Source organism: Agrobacterium sp. LR_9 (assembly GCF_041954855.1).
GTDB classification, from domain to species: Bacteria; Pseudomonadota; Alphaproteobacteria; order Rhizobiales; family Rhizobiaceae; genus Agrobacterium; species Agrobacterium leguminum.
The window spans coordinates 21,390-39,622 of the sequence record NZ_JAVAYA010000025.1 but is presented as its reverse complement, the minus strand read 5'-3'; the positions used below and the strand labels follow the sequence as shown (position 1 = coordinate 39,622).

The window sequence follows — 18,233 nt, the reverse complement described above, 5'->3', positions numbered from 1 at the left end:
AATAGGCGTTATTCTTCAGTGAATGCGGAGCTCGCGATCAGCGCGTCAATAATGATCTGCTCCCAAAGTATTTTAACTTGATTCTCGACTTTTACTGCTGTTGCCAGCGCATCGGTATCGGTGTCGAAGTGAGCCTGGAACTGCTGCGAGACATCGATACGATAGCCGCTGCCTTCTCCATATCGGTCATGGCATGCCTGCCAAAGGTCACCTGCATGGTTTAGGAGGTGAGGCGCATAAAGCATCCGCCCAGCTAGGGCGACACGTGAGAGCAAGTCCTTTCGCCATTCCTGGCTATCTTCGCACATATTTTCCAAAAATTGCGCCACATCGGCGAGGTGACCGAAGTCGTCCTTCAACCCCTCAATGGCCTCATCGATACGGACAAATATATCGTTGGTGCGCAGATTGACGTCGCGCCGAACGCCCTGGCCAAGGATATGCGCGGCATTAAATTGAGGCCAGTCGCCGCGACGGCTGACAGACGCCGCGACCGAGCTCTGATGAGTGTTCTTCACCTCTGCCACAAGGTTTGAGGCGGCCGGCCGCATCACTGGTGGCAGATCGCGAAACCGCTCAGCAGCCTTGCGCATGGTTTCCGCGATGGTCGTACGAGCCTCGCGCGTCTTCGCAACATCAGCATTCGTTATAAAACTATCAGCGGCTTCTACATGACGCCCGATGCGTTCCACTTTTGCTGCGCGTATCGCTCCAATTCTGTCGATCAGCCATTCCCAAACGTCTTGCGCAGAGTCCGTTTCGACATGGAAGAAATTGACTGGCACTGATGGCAGCCCTTCGGTCGCGAATTGTTGTTCGATCTGGCCTTCGCGGATAGCGTAACCCTCCTCGGTCGAGCTAGGTCTATTGCCCATGTCGTCAACAATTTTAAGGGCTTCGTCATTTCGCGGAAGCGCGAGCAAGCAAATGCGGTCGCCCTCGATTGCGCCCGTTCCGGTGTCCAAGGCATCACGCATAATCGACAAAGGTACATTACCGGGCGCATCGGAGAAGGAGCAGCACAGTACTGTAACAGTGCGCTCATCTTCGATCTGTCTCATCAAGTCTGCGCGTTGCGTAGTGCCCTCGACGCCTTTGGTGTCGATAACGCTGAGCGCATAAGGGGTATCTCGCAGCGCATCGAGCGGAAGCAACACTGTAATCCGCTCCGGCACTGAAAAATCTGGATGCTGCCCATAGTTGATACGTGAGATGTTCTTAGACAGCCACTCCATGCTGTCCTCTGTGTCTTTTGAGAGAATTATCTGCGTACTGGTTCGCGACTCTAGCTTCATTCGCGCAACGACCTCTGCTATCACGGCATCGACGTCGCCCATACGTTCAATGAGTTCCTTAAGATGATCGACAGTCGTCGGTTTCTCACCCGCCTTGCGTGATCGAATCGTTACTCTGCGGACATCCGCCATGTTGCGAATAACGCGATCGAGTTCGCTAGGCAGCCCGCCTTTCCCGGTGGCAATTCCGTTGACAAGATCGGATACCAACATTCGGATCTCGTCTTCTTTCATGCTGTCGACCGCGATTCCGTAGGCCGGCGCAATTTTAATCGCCACTTCGCATACGGTCATGCGTCCGCTTCCAGTAGGGAACACGCTTGTCTTTTTTTCACCGTCAGGGACAAGCAAGTTCGTCACGAAGGAGAGCGCAGTCGTTTTGCCAACACCGATTTCGCCGAGAAATGCAATGCCATGCTCGGTATGCCGGATGAAGTCGACATCAGCTGAAAGCCGTTTGCGCAGGTTGTTCAGCGGGTTCTGAAGAATCGGATCGAATTCCTTTGACTTTTCAAATCCATCCAGCTTTTGCAGGGCCTGCTCAGCGGCCCAGATAGCCTCTCGGTCCGGGTGCCTAAAGTCGGGGCGACTGAGATGCCGCCACCGGCGCTCGAAGAACGAGATGATCTCCTTTCCCAGATCCGTATCAAGTGCTTCGAGGTAGCGTTTTGCCATTTTTGCGTCTGTGGTTTCAGAGGCCTCCAGTCGCGAGAGCACGCTCGCGCTAATGCCTAACTTGGTAGCTAGATCGGCTTGCCGAACTCTAGACCGGTCGCGCGCCATTCGAATAAGCGATGTAGGGATCTGGTCATCCATTCGGCAATCCTCGTTTAATGTTGTGAATGCATTCACGGTATGACGGATGCATGACGAATGCAACCACAAAAATTGACAAAGTTTATCGGGCGTAACCAGTTCAATGTCGATGTTTTCGAGATGGCAAGTTTGGCAACCACTGGTTTCTACGGCAACATGAAGAGCGCGTTCCGCCAATGAGGGTGAGAGAATCGGCGAAGCCGCGGTCAAATAGGACTGATTGATCTGCTTAAGGCGTAGAATGGGCGGCTCGCTTTGCTCTCACTGCTTTTCGGTACCTCCGGGCAATCCCATTCATCGCACCATAGGATTACGGTCTAGCTTCCTTCGATATGCCGGATGCCGGTGCGAAACGACTGCGTCAATCAGCGCTGGCGGCTTTGACCCCGTCAACAAAAGCATACTGACCGTCTTCATTTCGAGAATCTGATCGGCCGTCATGAGCTTCTGGCGCTGTTCGGCGGTCGAAGTCTTCTGGCTCTCCCCAAATTTGGCGGCTGATTGCTTGGTACGGGTCAACACCGTCTGATCGCCGAGCGCGTTCGCTGCCCAGTTAGCGGTTTCGAACTCGGCGCGGCCGAGACCGAAAATGCGGGTGGTGACGCAGGAGCCTAGAATGCTGGCTGTGTCGCCCTTGCCGTAGACGCTTTCGATCTGGCCCTTGTCCTGGGTGATGAATAGCGCCTCGATGCCGCAGCCAGCGGCGACGTTGGCGATGTTGATCAGCTTCTCCATGCGGCCGAGGCGGACAAACTCGTCCAAGACCAGCAGCACATTCTTTTTCGGCTTCTTCGCGCCTTCAAGACGCACTGCCATGCCGAGAATGATGTTTGTCAGCAATCGGAGAAAGACAGCCTGGGCGTCTACCTGGTCGAGCGGCACGACCATGAAGAGATCGGCGCGGCCCTCGAACATGCTTTCGAGCGAGCATGTGGAGGCGCTGAGGAAACTGCGCAGTTCGTCGGAACGCGCCCAATCGAAGGCCTTCTTGATCGTCGTCTTGATCGCGCCGCGCTCGTTCTCGCCGGCTGCAAGGAAGGTGGCAGCGGCGGCGGCCGGGCGGGTGCCGAATGTCTCCGGCGCACCGGCCCATTCCGTCAGTGTTTTTTCAAAGCCGGCGGAAAACAGCAGGTCCATGACGGTGATTAGGTTGCGATCCGCTTCCATGCGCCTGGTCATGACGACCTCGATCACGGCGGCGATCATGGACTTCGCCATTTCGGCAAAGTGCGCGCCGTTTCCGCTTTCCGGTCGAACAAGCCCCTCGGCAATTACCTCGATGTCGCGGACCAGGTGCGCTTGCCGGATATAGTCGAGCGGATTGAAGCGATCCTTCGACGGCTCGATGACACCGAAGGGATTGAGAACCACGACCTGACGGCCGAGCGACTGTCGATATCGGCGCGTCACGGCGAAGTTTTCGCCCTTGATGTCGAGGACTGCGACTGGCCCGTCATGGTCGATGATGGCGGGAATGACGACGGACACGCCTTTCCCGGCGCGCGTGCCTGCGATGGCGACGTGATGGCCGGCACGCCATCCGGTCTTCGGGTTGGGGCGATAACGCAGCATTGCGCCGCCGGAGAGACCGAGCGGCAAGCCGCTGTCGTTGTGCCGGAGCTGGCGCAACTCCTGGCGATTCATCCATCGGGCGCGCCATGGGCCTTGTTTTGAAACCCGGCTTGACGAAGCGGGGGCGGCTATCGAGATCGCTCGCAGAATGAGGAACAGCGGCACAGGCAGGCCGATGGCGAGGCTGGTTTGCACGCCAAGCTTTTGCGCCTCGGTGAAGCGATCCCATGTCGAAACCATGCCCCGGATGCTCTCGATTCCGGAATAGCCGGCATTGCGCCAACTCTTGAAGCTGTCGAGCAGGACGCCTGCCGCAATGGTCGGGTCGATAAGGGCGAGAGCAGACGCGGCAAGGAGGGCAGCCCCCACAGCTAAGCCCGACGCGCTGCGGATGCGGCCCTGGGTGTCTCCTGCCAAGGTCAGCAGCGCAAACCCGCAAAACATGACCAGGATCGCTGCGCGCGCATTCTGGTAGATGGGTGGCCAGAACAACGGCGTGGTCTCCATCAGCAGGAAACCGGCGGCCACGACGGCAAGGGAAAGGGCATAGCGATAGGGCTGAATAATCAAATTCATAGCTCGAAACTCCGGACGGGAATGAGGATCAGTTGCGGCCGCGACTTGGCGCAGGCGATCGGGCTGTCACGTCGGCGGCGCGACCGTCTCCAGCATCGCTTCGGCTTGCTCCAGCAGGGCGAACGCTTCCGCCAGCTCGGTCGAGGCCGTGTCGCTGGAATGACTGTTTAAGGCGAGCCAGGCGTTCATGAACGTAGCCTGTGACGCGATGAGCGATTTCAGCGATCTTTCCAAAGCCGCTTGCCGGTTTTCGATCATGTCGGTCGAGCGTTTCTCCAGCGCCTCGAACTGCGCGGTTCCGCTCTGCAAGGTGTTCATCAACGTCTCGACGTAACCCAGCAATTCCCGCTCCAGCGGCGACAGGGTCTCGGGCATCGGTGGCCTGGTGGTTCCGGTCATCGGTCAATCTCCCTGGACGATCTTCAGGCATGGGGTTTTGGCGGTCCCTGCCTGACAGGTGATCAGTTGAAGGCGGTTGACGTCCCATGTCAGGACCTTGCCGTTGCTGGTGTGGTTGATCTGCAAGCCCATCTGCCAGAGGCTGGCGCTCTGGGCTCGGTCGATCATCAGCCCCGCCCAAAACCAACTCGCGGTGAAGCTCAACAGGACGATCAGCAGTGCCACCGCACCCATGGTCAGGAAGAACGGCTGTACCATCGACCGGAGCCTGTTCACGTCCGCCTCGGTCGTCGCCAGCGCCTCGCTCAAGTGCTGTCGGTTCGCGTCCGTGAAGCTGCGGATATCGGTCTCGATTGTAGCTTGCGCGCGCCTCAAGGCTTCGCTCCAATCGGGCTCGAAGCTCGTCGAGGGCGATGGCATCGAGCCGGCTTCCGGAGCGGCTGGGCTCGCCAGCCGATCTTTCAAACGCTCGCTCAAGGGTATTCTCTCGGGTCCAGTCTTCACGGAACAGGTCTCCTTTCAGGCGCCAGCGCTCGTTCGTCTCCGGATCGCGCACGGTGATGTAGTTTTTGCCGGCGCGCGGCAGGTCGAACCCCGCCGCCGTCAAGGCTTCGGTCATGCTCGGACGGTCATGGATTTGGCCGGTCTCGATGCGCTGGACGATCCAGTCATGGATCAACTCACGGGCATCGCCGCGCCTGACACTCTCGATGAGGCTGACGGTCTCGCGGGCACGCTCCGGCGCCATCGGATCGTTCCAGCCGTGTTCCTTGTTCAGAACATCGCGCAGGGCGTCGTAGTGCTTCTGGTAGCCGGGTGGCGCGATATTGAGGCTGCGCCCGCTCGCAAGCTCCATGCGTGGCGTCACGAAATGCAGCTCGACGCGGCCCTCGTGGGTATGGCGGACCCAAAGCATATCGTGCTGGTCGGCTTCGAGGCCGGCAAAGGCAAGGCTCTCGAAGGCGTCCATCACCTGCCGTTGCTGGACAGGGCTCGGCGCGTCTTCCGCCGTGAAGGCGATGACGCCGGCGCGATAGGTCCATTGGTGCGGGCAGGCGTCGATCAGCGCGCGCATGCGGTCTGCATCGCCGCGCAGCACCTCCGGCAGAGGCTCGCGGGCAAACAGCAAGATCTCGCCGCGCTCGTCGCGGATCGCGTTGCGGTTCTGGTCGTAGGCGACGACGTCGCGCTCGACCAGGTAGTCAACCGGTCCCGATCCGCCGCCCTGGCCGTTTCGGAAGAACTTGATCAGCACGGCGCGCCATCCTTGGCCGTGAACTGCTCAAGCGTTTCCGAAAGCGCCCGCTCGATCGCGACCAGGCGCGCTGCAACCGTGATTGCGTCGATGGCGGACACCTGGCCCTGAACCTGGGCCGTGTTCAGCCATCGCGCGATCTGGTTGAGGTTGCCGCCGATCCGGGCGACGGCGCGCACCAGCTCAGGGTCCACCTTGGGGACCGGACGGCGGCGGCGCGCCTCGGTGAGGCCAAGCGCTTCCCGCATCAGCGTGGCGAAGGGCAGACCAGCCCGCGCCGCGCGTGCGGTCAGCGCCTGCTTTTCCGATGCCGTGCAGCGGAAAACCACGACGGCATTGAGGTCGCCTTTGGGCGATCGCCGCGTGCTCTTGGTGGGGTTTGAAGGGGAGGCTTGCCTCCCCTCACAAGGCTCCCTGTCAGAAGGCTCGCCGTATGACAGGGGTCGCCTTGCTCCCTTCAAATCGCCGTCCGTCATGACGCCCTCCGAAGGTCGGTTTGTCGGGCAGTCTCGGTGGCAATGTGGTCACGGCGGCGGCTGAAGAAAGCGATCCAATCCAGCGCACTCGGGCTTGTCTCGTCCGGTGGCCAATAGCTGGGCAAAGCATAGCCTGCCTTCCCGGTTTTCACCGTCCGCATGCCCAAGGCGTCGATCGAAGGAAAGCCGTGTCGTCGCAACCAGGTGCGCCACTGATCGACCTGATCCGCCTTGGTCTCGGCCACGAAAACGAGCGGGACGGCTCGCGGCGTCTCGACGCGCGGCGGGGCGTCCTCGCGCGGGTTAGGTTTATTTATTTTTTCTTTCTCTAAGTTTGGTGGACATATTTGTCCCCCTTCGCCGGACACATCTGACCGCCTTTCCGGACGATTTTGACCGCCTTTGTCGGGGTAAAGGGTGACAACTTTGTCCGTCTTTTCGCGGGCGTCCGATGCGCGTAAAATCGACGCTGCTGAGGGACGATATTCTGTGTTGTGCCCGACGCCATTTCCGCGCTGGACCTCGAACCATCCTTTGACCTCAAGTTCACGGACGGCGCGCTGAATGGTCTTGACGCTCTTGCCGGTCGCGTCGGCAATCGTTTGATAGGACGGCCACGCCTTTTCGGTGTGGCCGTTCAAATGCGTGGTGATGATATAGAGTGCCACGGATCGCGCGCTGTCGCTCAAATCCTTGTCGCAGCTCAATTGCTGAAGCCATTGCAGCTTCACGTCCCGAAACGGCCGCGCCCCGCTCATGCGCGCCTCCCTGGGCGCAACGCGACCGGGAAAGAAGGGCCGGAAACGGCCGGAAAAAGTGGGACGGCGGCTTTACTAAGCCATTGATTTTTATAAAATGGGGTCTTCGTCCCACACAGGGTTAAGCTGCTGATTTTCTTCGAATTCGGCAGGCCCTCCGGGCCCACCATTTTCTTTCAAGATCAATTGCTTGGGATGTTTTGCGGCTCTTCGCGAGCGCGCGTCTGTCACGTCTGACGCGTGATCTCTGCTATGCCGATGGCACAGCCCGGCTGGGGAATGAATGCGTCGGAGCCGATCCGGCGTGCCGATGGGGCAAGCCGGATCGAGAAAGCTTTAATATCAGTCGCAGACCCGCATACTTTCCGTATGCCAGCCGCCGTCATAGGAATTGGGAACGCGGCGGTCTTCGAACCAGCAGCGCGGGCGGGGCGGCGGTGGCGGCTCGTAGTAGCGCGGGCCGTTATTGCTATTGGCGATGGCGCCGCCGATCAGGCCGCCGATGACGCCTGCGGCGAGGCCGCCGGCGATCGCTGCGCCGTCATTGTGGCGGCGGTGTTCGCGGTAGGGCGGCGGGGGTGGGCCGCCGCGGTCATAGCGTGGGCGATAGGGATAGTCCTGCGCGGCAGCGCTGCCATAGGATGCAAAAATGCTGCCGGTGGCGACCAGCGCGGCAATAGTGGAAAGAATTATCTTTTTCATCGGGGCTACTCCATAAGCCTGCTTCGGGAGATAGAGGCTCATTATGCCCGGATCATGGCACGGGACGGGTGAACGGCCTGTGAATATTCCATTTCTGCACAGTTCATATTTCTCTGATTTCAGAATGTAAGAATTCAAACCGGTTCAGGCTTTCAGTCACGAAAAAGCCCGGCGGATCGCCGGGCTTTTTGTCGAAGTCGATTGGTCGCGATCAGAACTTCACGCCGAGACCGACCTTTACGGTGTGCTGGTCGACATCGGTGTTGATGCCGAAGATGTCCTTGTCGCTATAGTCGTTGTAGCGGTATTCCAGCCTGCCGAACACATTGTCGGTGAAGGCATAGTCCAGACCCGCGCCAACGGTATAGCCGTTGAAGGTGGTGCTGTCCTTGCCAGCGCCGGGCGTTTCGATGAAGCCGCGTGTCGCGGTCCAGCCGGCGGTGGCATAGAGCAGGGCATGGTCGAAGGCATAACCGACGCGGCCGCGGACGGAGCCCTGCCAGTCGGTGCCGATCTGCACACCGGCATAGTCATTGTCGTTCCAGTTATAATCGACGTCACCTTCGATGCCGACGACGAAATTATTGTCGAACTGGTAATTGTAACCGGCAAAGGCACCCAGAATGCCGCCATTGAAATTATCCGAAGCGACGGGGCCGCCCGCCGAAAAATCGCCATTCGCCCAGCCCGCGCCGCCTTGGATACCAAGATAGGGGCCAGACCAGGTGAAGACCGGCAGGGTTTCCTGAGCGACCGGAGGTGCCGGCGTTTCGTAGACGGCATCCGCGGCCATTGCGGTGCTGGCGGAAAGGGCCAGAAGTGACGTTACGATCAGCGTTTTCATCGTTTTCTCCCTGAGCTGACTGACATCCATAGCATAGATTAGCTGCTTTTAATATGGGGCGGGGTTCGGCGGTTCCAAGATGCGCTCGTGTCCTCCCGGCGTTGCTGGCCGTCTTGCCCCGGATCGCGGCTTTTTATCGCCCCGCCATGCTGTTCTGATGCGGCGAACGTCTTTGGCCGTGTTTGGTTCCCTTCGCCGTTTCGTCAAAAGTCCGGCAGAGCGCCCAGCCGACGTCACGCTTGGTTGTCTTGACAGCGCAGGGCGCGACCATAGAGTTGTGGTAGACTATGGCGGAGTCGATGTTTTCGCCGCATCGCCGGCGGCATAAGCTGCGGTTGAGACTACACCGTTGCGACTTCCCGGTGAGGGGGATCGTTGCGGGCGGAAAGGGCATGGGAGGATGAGATCGTATGAGGCTTTATTTTAGCGGAGGAGGGGCGACGTGATTGTCGGAGCCGTTCTCAGCGCCATTCTTCTTCTCGCCCTCATTGCATTTCCGCGGCATCTCAAATCCGTTGTCATTTGCCTGTTGCTGATCTGGACGGTCACCGCCGCCTTTGTGATTTATGACTGGTGGCGCGGCAACCAGCGGCTCGACCATATCGTCGCCAGCGCCGGATTCGATGCGGCCTGCCCGGATGCGGCACTGCCGATCCGCGTCAGCTTCCGCAACGACAATGATGTCGCCGTACAGCGGCTGACCTATACGCTCGAAGGGTTCGAACCGGCCTTCCGTGCCTCCGTTTCCTTCGATCCCTATCAGGTGAGCGAAAGACGGATCGAAGCCGGGGAGACTTTCTCGGCCTGCCGGGCGTTCCGTATGCGCAACAATGAAAGGGTGGAGCCGCAACGGCTGGAATGGCGTGTTACCGTCATTTCCGCGGAATTCGACTGAGCGGTTCGTGTGGCTGCCCGTTATCACGGCATTTTGAAAAATTTCGCGCCGGTGAGCGGCGGCCGGAAAATCCCTGCATCACAGCGGTTTCGGGCGGATGGGTAAATTCCCATCGTCCGCAACGGAACCGGCTGGGGCAGTCGCTGACTTGTTTTCGTCCATTTGCGATGCCATCTCCCCCTCCATTCGATGAATGTCGCGGGTTGATGTTTTGCGTAGTGTTCTGAAGTTTCTGAAAATAACCGCCATCGGCCTTGTCGCCCTGCCGGTTCTGGCGGGTGCGCATATGGGCATCGGTCAACTGACCGGAAATTTTCATGAAGTCATTCCCGGAGAGCTTTATCGTTCGGCCCAGCCGAGCGGCAAGGACATCGCCGCCTATGCCAAGGCTTATGGCATCAAGACGATCATCAACCTGCGCGATGAAAAGCGTGAAGGCTGGTATGATGCCGAAAGCCTTGCGGCCAGGAACAACGGCATCCGGCTTGTCGATTATCCGCTGAGTTCAAGCGAAAAGGTCTCGGTGGACGATTCGGAAACGCTGGCGGCCGTGCTGCGCAATGCGGAAAAACCTGTTCTCATCCATTGCGAACATGGCGCGAACCGCACCGGGCTTGCCTCCGCCATCTATGTGGCTGCCGTGGCCGGCAAGAGCGAGGCGGCCGCAGAATTTCAGCTTTCCCCCTATTACGGGCATGTGCCGATCCCCGGTATCGGGCGTTATGAAATGTACCAGTCCTGGGACGATTTCGAAGAAACCATCGGGTTTTGACGCCGCCATACATCGTCACCCCGGACTTGATCCGGGGTCCAGTGCGATCAAGTCATTGATCGCAAAAGACTCTTTTAGGGCGCAGACGCGCCGTGGCTGGATGCCGGCTCAAGGCCGGCATGACGGACGGTTGCGCAGAGCGCCTCAATAATCCCCGCCGCTTTCCCTGATCACCTTCGTCAGGCTTCCCGTCGCCGGGAAAAGCGGGATGAGGCACGCCTGAAGCGCGTGATAGATATCGCCCTTGCCGGGGAACAGCGTGTGTGCGGGAACCAAATCTTCCGTCAGCTCCTCATGCCAGCCGCCATTCTCATGGTCGATGAAATTGTTGGCGATGGTGCTCCAGATGCGGCGATAGCTGTCTTCATAGAAGTTGTCCGCCGGCAGGTTCTCGTTGAGGAAGTGGGCAGCGCCCGCCGCCTCGGACATGGGCCACCAGAGCTTCGCCCGCTTGTCGGGATCGTCGTTCCAGTCGAGCGTATAAAAGAAGCCGCCCTTTTCCCGGTCCCAGCCGAGCGCCATGGATTGCACGAACAGCGATTTCGCAGCCACCGGCATCCAGTCATGGCGGCGCTCGCCCAGCACCCATAATTGCAGGATGAGGCGCGCCCATTCCAGCCAGTGGCCGGGGGTGGAGCCGGAGGGGCGGAACATTTCGTTGCCGCGATACTCCTTGTCGAGCGTCCAGTTCTCATCGAAATGCTCCGGTACACGGAAGTCCAGCTCGCCGGCGCGACGGCGGATGACGAGATCGGCGATGCGCTCCGCCTTGCTGAGGTAGCTATTGTCGCCGGTAACCTCATAGGCCGCCATCAGCGCTTCGGTCAGGTGCATGTTGGAGTTCTGGCCGCGATAATTCTCGATGGGGGACCAGTCCCGATGGAATTCCTCGGCGATGGCGCCGTGTTTTTCTTCCCAGAAGCGGGTTTCCAGAACCTCGGTAATATCGGCCAGCATCTTGTCGGCCAGTGGGTGGCCGACGGTCTTGGCGGAAGAGGCGGCCAGAAGCACGAAGGCATGGCCATAACCCTGCTTGGTGGCGTCCACTGGGCCGGCATCGTTCACCTGCCAGAAATAACCGCCATGCTCGCCATCGCGGTGCCTGTTCCAGAGGTAGGTCATGCCGTGATCGACGATATCGCCGCAGCCCGGACGGCCAAGCAAGTGGCCGATGGAGAAGCAATGCACCATGCGGGCCGAAGCATGGATGCCGCGCACGGGGTCGTTTGGCTGCAACGGCGCGCCTTTGGCATCGAGATCGAAGAAGCCGCCGGCAGGGTTGAGGACACGATACTGGAAGAAATCGAAAAGTCCCTCGGCCTGTTTTACCAGCCATTGGCGATGCCAGGGCAGGGTGTTCCAGTTGCGGCTGTTGTGATCGTCCTCGGGCATTCTCGTCCTCCATGCGGTTTGCTGCTTCGGCTTATATCCTTGCTGTATAAACCTGTCATCTGTCAGCGATATTTCGTAACGTGCTGCAACTGCGCAAAGCCATGCCTGTCTCTTGAAGATATATTGACATAAACATATCTTTATGTGACTTGACGGCTTGCGATCTTGCAAATCGAAATGAGGAGTGTGCCCGTGTTTGACGATCTGTTCGGCCCTGAAGGGGCAAAGCGTGACGGCGCGGAAATTTTCAAGGCGTTGCGCGATGCCGCCAGCGAACGCATCCTCATTCTCGATGGCGCCATGGGCACGCAGATCCAGGGGCTGGGTTTTGACGAAGACCATTTTCGGGGCGATCGTTTTATCGGCTGTGCCTGTCACCAGAAGGGCAATAACGACCTTCTGATCCTGACCCAGCCGGATGCCATTGAAGACATCCATTACCGCTACGCCATGGCGGGTGCGGATATTCTCGAAACCAACACGTTTTCGTCGACGCGTATCGCGCAGGCCGATTACGAGATGGAAAATGCCGTCTACGACCTCAACCGCGAGGGTGCCGCGATTGTCCGCCGTGCCGCCCAGCGCGCCGAGCGGGAAGATGGCCGCCGCCGTTTCGTGGCGGGCGCCATCGGCCCGACGAACCGCACGGCGTCCATTTCGCCTGACGTCAACAATCCCGGTTACCGCGCCGTCAGTTTCGACGACCTGCGTATTGCTTACGGCGAGCAGATCGACGGCCTGATCGATGGCGGCGCCGACATCATCCTCATCGAGACGATTTTCGATACGCTGAACGCCAAGGCGGCGATTTTCGCCTGCGAGGAGCGTTTCGAGGCGAAGGGCATCCGCCTGCCGGTGATGATCTCCGGCACGATTACCGATCTTTCCGGCCGCACACTTTCCGGCCAGACGCCTTCGGCCTTCTGGAACTCGGTGCGCCATGCCAATCCCTTCACCATCGGCCTGAACTGCGCGCTGGGTGCCGACGCCATGCGTCCGCATCTGCAGGAACTGTCTGACGTGGCCGATACATTCGTCTGCGCCTATCCGAATGCCGGCCTGCCGAATGAATTCGGCCAATATGACGAAACGCCTGAGATGATGGCGCGTCAGGTCGAGGGCTTTGTCCGGGACGGTCTCGTCAACATCGTCGGCGGCTGCTGCGGTTCGACGCCGGAGCATATCCGGGCGATTGCGCAGGCTGTGAAAGGCTACAAGCCGCGCGAAATTCCCGAGCACAAGCCCTTCATGTCGCTTTCGGGCCTCGAGCCTTTCGTGCTGACCAAGGACATTCCCTTCGTCAATGTCGGCGAGCGCACCAACGTCACCGGCTCGGCCCGCTTCCGCAAGCTCATCACCGCCGGCGATTACACGGCGGCGCTGGCGGTTGCCCGCGACCAGGTGGAAAACGGTGCGCAGATCATCGACATCAACATGGATGAGGGTCTGATCGATTCCGAAAAGGCGATGGTGGAGTTCCTGAACCTCATCGCCGCCGAGCCGGATATCGCCCGTGTGCCTGTGATGATCGACTCATCCAAGTTCGAAATCATCGAGGCCGGCCTGAAATGCGTTCAGGGCAAGTCGATCGTCAATTCGATTTCGCTGAAGGAAGGCGAGGAGAAGTTTCTCCAGCAGGCGCGGCTCGTCCATAATTACGGTGCGGCGGTCGTGGTCATGGCCTTCGATGAGGTCGGGCAGGCCGATACTTATGAGCGCAAGGTCGAGATCTGCTCGCGCGCCTACAAGCTCCTGACCGAGAAGGCGGGCCTGTCGCCGGAAGACATCATTTTCGATCCCAACGTCTTTGCCGTTGCGACGGGTATCGAGGAACACAATAATTATGGCGTGGATTTCATTCAGGCCACCAAGACCATCCGCGAAACCATGCCGCTGACGCATATTTCCGGCGGTGTTTCCAACCTGTCCTTCTCCTTCCGCGGCAATGAGCCGGTGCGTGAGGCGATGCATGCCGTGTTCCTTTACCACGCCATTCAGGTCGGCATGGATATGGGCATCGTCAATGCCGGGCAGCTTGCGGTTTACGACAATATTGACCCTGAACTGCGTGAGGCCTGCGAGGACGTGGTGCTGAACCGCCGCGACGACGCGACGGAACGGTTGCTGGAGGTCGCGGAGCGTTTCCGTGGTACGGGCGCCAAGGATACCAAGGTTCAGGACCTTTCCTGGCGCGAGCTGCCCGTTGAAAAGCGGCTGGAACATGCGCTGGTCAACGGCATCACCGAATATATCGAGGCCGATACGGAGGAGGCGCGCCAGAAGGCGGAGCGTCCGTTGCACGTCATCGAAGGGCCGCTGATGGCCGGCATGAATGTGGTCGGCGATCTCTTCGGTTCGGGCAAGATGTTCCTGCCGCAGGTGGTGAAATCCGCCCGCGTGATGAAGCAGGCGGTTGCCGTGCTTTTGCCTTACATGGAAGAGGAAAAGCGCCAGAACGGCGGTGCGGAACGCAGCGCTGCCGGCAAGGTGCTGATGGCGACCGTCAAGGGCGACGTGCACGATATCGGCAAGAACATTGTCGGCGTCGTTCTCGCCTGCAACAATTACGAGATCATCGATCTCGGCGTCATGGTGCCGACGACGAAAATCCTCGAAACGGCGATTGCCGAAAAGGTGGATGTGATCGGCCTTTCCGGCCTCATCACCCCGTCGCTGGACGAGATGGTGCATGTGGCGGCCGAAATGGAGCGGCAGGGTTTCGACATCCCGCTGCTGATCGGCGGCGCGACGACGAGCCGTGTGCATACGGCGGTGAAAATCCATCCGCGTTACGAGGCGGGGCAGGCAATCTATGTCACCGACGCCTCGCGTGCGGTGGGCGTCGTGTCGGCGCTTATCTCTGCCGAGCAGAAGCCCGCTTACATCGACGGTATTCGCAGCGAATATGCCAAGGTGGCGGAGGCGCACGCCCGCAATGAGCGGGAAAAGCAGCGCCTGCCGCTTTCCCGCGCCCGCGAGAATGCGCACAAGATCGACTGGTCGGCCTATAGCGCCGTCAAGCCGCAATTCTTCGGCACCAGGGTGTTCGAAACTTATGATCTGGAAGAGCTTTCCCGTTACATCGACTGGACGCCGTTCTTCCAGACCTGGGAGCTGAAGGGTCGTTTCCCGGCCATTCTCGATGACGAAAAGCAGGGCGAGGCGGCGCGGCAGCTTTACAGCGATGCGCAGGCGATGCTGAAGAAGATCATCGAGGAAAACTGGTTCCGGCCGCGGGCGGTGATCGGCTTCTGGCCGGCCAACGCCGTGGGCGACGATATCCGGCTGTTCACGGATGAAAGCCGCGGCGAAGAGCTGGCGACTTTCTTCACGCTGCGCCAGCAGCTTTCCAAGCGCGACGGTCGCCCCAATGTGGCGCTGTCCGATTTCGTCGCGCCTGTCGATAGCGGCGTTGCCGATTATGTCGGCGGTTTCGTGGTGACGGCGGGCATCGAGGAAGTAGCGATTGCCGAGCGTTTCGAGCGGGCGAATGACGATTATTCGTCCATTCTCGTCAAGGCGCTGGCCGACCGTTTCGCGGAAGCCTTCGCTGAGCGCATGCATGAGCGGGTGCGCAAGGAGTTCTGGGGTTATGCGCCGCAGGAAAACTTCAACGGCGATGAGCTGATTGGCGAAGCCTATGCCGGCATTCGCCCGGCACCCGGCTATCCTGCCCAGCCCGATCACACCGAAAAGAAGACGCTGTTTGCCTTGCTGGATGCCACCAATGCGGCGGGTGTGGAACTGACGGAAAGTTATGCCATGTGGCCGGGCTCCTCCGTCTCGGGCATCTATATCGGCCATCCCGAGAGCTATTATTTCGGTGTCGCCAAAGTGGAGCGCGATCAGGTTCTCGATTATGCGCGCCGCAAGGATATGCCGGTGGAAGAGGTGGAACGTTGGCTTGGGCCGGTACTGAACTACGTACCGACGAATGCTGCCGAGGAAATTGATAGCGCGGCGTGAGGTTTTGGGCAAAGGTGGTCAAATAGCTTTCAGGGACTAAGCCCTGAAACCTCTCTTCCGTAATGCTCGGGCTTGTCCCGAGCATCTGCAACGTTTCGATTTTATCGACTGTGATTAGATCCTTGGGACAAGCCCAAGGATGACGTCGAGCGACGCGGGCATGCCCCGCGCTTTTCGTTGATGTCGTCTTTTACGACTTTAACGCGGCCAGTTCCTCGATGCCGACATGGCTCTCCACCTCGCTGCCGCGCAGATAGAGGTAAAGGCCAATGCAGAAGGCGAGGACGGCGATGAAGACTAGATACCACGCGTGGGCCATGGGGTTGATCGCAAGCGCCGTGGTCACGCCAATCGGCGTCAGCCCGCCGAAGACGGCATAGGAGACGTTATAGGCGAAGGAGAGGCCGGAAAAGCGCACCGAGGCCGGGAAGGCGCGGACCATGACATAGGGCACCGCGCCTGCCATGCCGACCGAAAGGCCCATGACGCCGTAAAGCACGAACATGGTTTGAAGCGATGTGCCGGCATAGCTGTAGAAGGTGAAGGTGGCGATGCCGAAGAAGATGCTTGCCCCCATGAAGAAGATGCCCGAGCCGACGCGGTCGATCAGCGCACCGGCGATGATGACGCCGAAGATCAGGAACAGCGTGCCGAAGCTGGTGCCGGCCAGCGCCTGTGTCGGGGTATAACCGTAAAGCTTCTGCAGGAAGGTGGCCGTCATCAGTGTGGTCACGACGATGGCGGCCGAGAGAACCCAAGTCAGCAGCGCGGAAATGACCACGCCGCGCATATGGTGCTTCAACACCAGCCCGAGCGGCAGCTTGTCCGTCAGTGACTTCGACTTTTTCATTTCCATGAAGATCGGCGTTTCTTCCAGCCAGCGGCGCAGATAAACGGCGATGAGGCCGAAAATACCGCCGAGCAGGAAGGGAATGCGCCAGGCGTAACCGGCCACGTCTTCCGGCGTGAAGAGCGAGTTGATTGCGAAAGCGATCAGCGATCCCAGCATAATGCCGAAGGAAAGGCCCGATGTGAGGAAGCCGCAGGCGAGCCCGACGCGGCGGAAGGGCACATGTTCGGCAACAAAGGTCCATGCGCCCGGCACTTCACCGCCAATGGCAGCGCCCTGCAGCATGCGCAGGACGATGAGCAGGATGGGGGCGGCCACGCCGATGGTGGCATACGTCGGCATCAGCGCCATGCCCAGCGTGGAGAGCGCCATCAGCAGGATGGAGAAGGCGAAGACCCGCTTGCGGCCGTAACGGTCGCCATAATGCGCCAGAACGATGCCGCCCAGCGGCCGCACCAGATAACCGGCGGCGAAGATGCCGAAGGTCTGGATCATCACCAGCCAGTCGGGCATTTCCGGCGGGAAGAACAGATGGCCGATGACGGTGGCGAAAAATACGAAGATGATGAAATCGTAAAATTCGAGCGCGCCGCCGAGGGCCGAAAGGCCAAGAGTTTTGTAATCCTGACCGTTAAGAGGCCGGGCTGCCGCCGGTGTGGTGGTGGGAGACATGAGGCTGCTTCTTTTCTAAATTACGTAGTACTTATGGGCATGCGGCAAGAGCGGCACGATTTCAAGCCTTATCGACGCTCAATCACTCAGGTATTTCGAGGGGCGATCGAGAAAGCGCCGCAGAAAGCTGATGTTTTCCAGTTCGTCATAGAGGCGCTCGGTGATGCCATCCTCATCGAAGTAATAAATCGTGGCCTCGGGAATGGCCAAAAGCACCGGCGAATGCGAAGCGATAATCAATTGTCCGCCGCTATCGGCGGCGTCGCGGATAAGGGCTGCCAGTTCGAGCTGCTTTTGCGGCGAAAGCGGGCTTTCCGGTTCGTCGAGAAAATAGAGGCCGGCGCCATGCAGGCGCCGATGCATGATATCGAGGAAGCCTTCGCCATGCGATCGCCGGTCGAGGCTGTTGTTCCTGACAATCCCGCGAAATGTCTCCGGCGTTTCCTCCGGAAAATACTCGCCGTTTTTTAAAGCCTTTTCCCGCTCCCAACGAAAATCGTCCAGTGCTTCCTCGTTCTGTCGACGGATATAGCCAAGCACGTCTTCCGCGCGCAGAAACATGCGGATCTTCGGATATTTTTTGCGGGCAAAATAGAAGGCCTTCGCCACGGTTTCGGCATGCTGGAGATAGAGATCACCCTTGACCTGGCCATGATTGCCGATGGCATAGGCCGTCATTCCCGCCGCCAGACCCTCCAGCAGTGTCGATTTTCCCGAGCCGTTATTACCGGCGAAAAAGGTGATCGGCGTCTTGAATTCGAGGCGTTCCAGGTGGCGTAGCGCCGGAACGGAGAAGGGATAGTCGTCTCTTCCGTCCGGGGTCTCTTTCATGGTTACGCTATCGAGAAACAGCATGTCGCGTTCCTTATCTAATCCCGTCATGTTCGCCGACGCTGCGCTCTGTCGCATCATCGCGGCGCTATGCTCAAAGCAATTGCGTGTGATTGCGGCTTAACGTGGGGCGCTGTTCGCACCAATGGTTTGGCACTTTGG

The 18,233-nt window shown here is 59.4% G+C and carries 15 protein-coding genes; 4 read left to right on the top strand and 11 right to left on the bottom strand.

The window, feature by feature from the left end; translation table 11 throughout:
• Positions 1-8: 8 nt before the first annotated feature.
• From RAC79_RS21810 to RAC79_RS21795, 4 genes are all read right to left on the bottom strand, one after another.
• A complete protein-coding gene (locus RAC79_RS21810) occupies positions 9-2,111 on the bottom strand; it encodes a helix-turn-helix domain-containing protein (RefSeq protein ID WP_374997535.1) in 2,103 nt (700 codons plus the stop codon).
• A gap of 294 nt (positions 2,112-2,405) precedes the next feature.
• Positions 2,406-4,259 carry a type IV secretory system conjugative DNA transfer family protein gene (locus RAC79_RS21805; protein ID WP_374997534.1) on the bottom strand — a complete coding sequence of 618 codons (1,854 nt, stop codon included), beginning with the start codon at positions 4,257-4,259 and terminating at the stop codon, positions 2,406-2,408.
• A 66-nt stretch (positions 4,260-4,325) separates the two neighbouring features.
• On the bottom strand, positions 4,326-4,658 hold the full coding sequence (locus tag RAC79_RS21800; RefSeq protein ID WP_374997533.1) for a hypothetical protein: 333 nt from the start codon (positions 4,656-4,658) through the stop codon (positions 4,326-4,328).
• A gap of 3 nt (positions 4,659-4,661) precedes the next feature.
• The gene (locus tag RAC79_RS21795) at positions 4,662-4,916 is read right to left on the bottom strand and encodes a hypothetical protein (RefSeq protein ID WP_374997532.1); all 255 of its coding nucleotides are present in this window, start codon (positions 4,914-4,916) and stop codon (positions 4,662-4,664) included.
• Here RAC79_RS21795 and RAC79_RS21790 point away from each other — a divergent pair.
• Positions 4,891-6,024 carry a hypothetical protein gene (locus RAC79_RS21790; RefSeq protein ID WP_374997531.1) on the top strand — a complete coding sequence of 378 codons (1,134 nt, stop codon included), beginning with the start codon at positions 4,891-4,893 and terminating at the stop codon, positions 6,022-6,024. The genes RAC79_RS21795 and RAC79_RS21790 overlap by 26 nt on opposite strands.
• On the opposite strand, the gene RAC79_RS21785 is transcribed toward RAC79_RS21790, so the two are convergent.
• From RAC79_RS21785 to RAC79_RS21770, 4 genes are all read right to left on the bottom strand, one after another.
• Positions 5,907-6,242, bottom strand: a complete 336-nt coding sequence (locus RAC79_RS21785) for a MobC family plasmid mobilization relaxosome protein (RefSeq protein ID WP_374997530.1) — start codon at positions 6,240-6,242, stop codon at positions 5,907-5,909. The genes RAC79_RS21790 and RAC79_RS21785 overlap by 118 nt on opposite strands.
• 143 nt (positions 6,243-6,385) lie before the next feature.
• Positions 6,386-7,147: a helix-turn-helix domain-containing protein gene (locus RAC79_RS21780; protein WP_374997529.1), complete on the bottom strand. Its 762-nt coding sequence runs from the start codon at positions 7,145-7,147 to the stop codon at positions 6,386-6,388.
• A 342-nt stretch (positions 7,148-7,489) separates the two neighbouring features.
• Positions 7,490-7,849, bottom strand: coding sequence for a hypothetical protein (locus RAC79_RS21775; protein WP_174039509.1), 360 nt, complete (start codon positions 7,847-7,849; stop codon positions 7,490-7,492).
• Between the two features lie 211 nt (positions 7,850-8,060).
• Positions 8,061-8,693 carry an outer membrane protein gene (locus tag RAC79_RS21770; RefSeq protein WP_065655776.1) on the bottom strand — a complete coding sequence of 211 codons (633 nt, stop codon included), beginning with the start codon at positions 8,691-8,693 and terminating at the stop codon, positions 8,061-8,063.
• A 442-nt stretch (positions 8,694-9,135) separates the two neighbouring features.
• On the opposite strand from RAC79_RS21770, the gene RAC79_RS21765 reads away from it, so the two are divergent.
• Together RAC79_RS21765 and RAC79_RS21760 are read left to right on the top strand one after the other, a co-directional pair.
• Positions 9,136-9,588: a hypothetical protein gene (locus RAC79_RS21765; RefSeq protein WP_080856597.1), complete on the top strand. Its 453-nt coding sequence runs from the start codon at positions 9,136-9,138 to the stop codon at positions 9,586-9,588.
• A 211-nt stretch (positions 9,589-9,799) separates the two neighbouring features.
• Entirely contained in the window at positions 9,800-10,360 is a 561-nt protein-coding gene (locus RAC79_RS21760) for a dual specificity protein phosphatase family protein (RefSeq protein WP_080857058.1), read from the top strand.
• Positions 10,361-10,504: 144 nt separating this feature from the next.
• Here RAC79_RS21760 and RAC79_RS21755 read toward each other — a convergent pair whose 3' ends face one another.
• On the bottom strand, positions 10,505-11,752 hold the full coding sequence (locus RAC79_RS21755; protein ID WP_174044658.1) for an AGE family epimerase/isomerase: 1,248 nt from the start codon (positions 11,750-11,752) through the stop codon (positions 10,505-10,507).
• Between the two features lie 192 nt (positions 11,753-11,944).
• On the opposite strand from RAC79_RS21755, the gene metH reads away from it, so the two are divergent.
• Complete coding sequence (metH, locus tag RAC79_RS21750; protein ID WP_174039507.1) at positions 11,945-15,718, top strand: methionine synthase; 3,774 nt, start codon at positions 11,945-11,947, stop codon at positions 15,716-15,718.
• A 190-nt stretch (positions 15,719-15,908) separates the two neighbouring features.
• Here metH and RAC79_RS21745 read toward each other — a convergent pair whose 3' ends face one another.
• Complete coding sequence (locus tag RAC79_RS21745; RefSeq protein WP_174039506.1) at positions 15,909-17,240, bottom strand: MFS transporter; 1,332 nt, start codon at positions 17,238-17,240, stop codon at positions 15,909-15,911.
• Positions 17,241-17,318: 78 nt separating this feature from the next.
• On the bottom strand, positions 17,319-18,095 hold the full coding sequence (locus RAC79_RS21740) for an AAA family ATPase (RefSeq protein WP_174039505.1): 777 nt from the start codon (positions 18,093-18,095) through the stop codon (positions 17,319-17,321).
• Positions 18,096-18,233: the final 138 nt, after the last annotated feature.

Coding starts and splice junctions, on each gene's coding strand:
- RAC79_RS21810 (WP_374997535.1), bottom strand. CDS start 2,111: ATGGATGACCAGATCCCTACATCGCTTATTCGAATGGCGCGCGACCGG.
- RAC79_RS21805 (WP_374997534.1), bottom strand. CDS start 4,259: ATGAATTTGATTATTCAGCCCTATCGCTATGCCCTTTCCCTTGCCGTC.
- RAC79_RS21800 (WP_374997533.1), bottom strand. CDS start 4,658: ATGACCGGAACCACCAGGCCACCGATGCCCGAGACCCTGTCGCCGCTG.
- RAC79_RS21790 (WP_374997531.1), top strand. CDS start 4,891: ATGGTCAGGAAGAACGGCTGTACCATCGACCGGAGCCTGTTCACGTCC.
- RAC79_RS21795 (WP_374997532.1), bottom strand. CDS start 4,916: ATGGTACAGCCGTTCTTCCTGACCATGGGTGCGGTGGCACTGCTGATC.
- RAC79_RS21780 (WP_374997529.1), bottom strand. CDS start 7,147: ATGAGCGGGGCGCGGCCGTTTCGGGACGTGAAGCTGCAATGGCTTCAG.
- RAC79_RS21775 (WP_174039509.1), bottom strand. CDS start 7,849: ATGAAAAAGATAATTCTTTCCACTATTGCCGCGCTGGTCGCCACCGGC.
- RAC79_RS21770 (WP_065655776.1), bottom strand. CDS start 8,693: ATGAAAACGCTGATCGTAACGTCACTTCTGGCCCTTTCCGCCAGCACC.
- RAC79_RS21755 (WP_174044658.1), bottom strand. CDS start 11,752: ATGCCCGAGGACGATCACAACAGCCGCAACTGGAACACCCTGCCCTGG.
- RAC79_RS21745 (WP_174039506.1), bottom strand. CDS start 17,240: ATGTCTCCCACCACCACACCGGCGGCAGCCCGGCCTCTTAACGGTCAG.
- RAC79_RS21740 (WP_174039505.1), bottom strand. CDS start 18,095: ATGCTGTTTCTCGATAGCGTAACCATGAAAGAGACCCCGGACGGAAGA.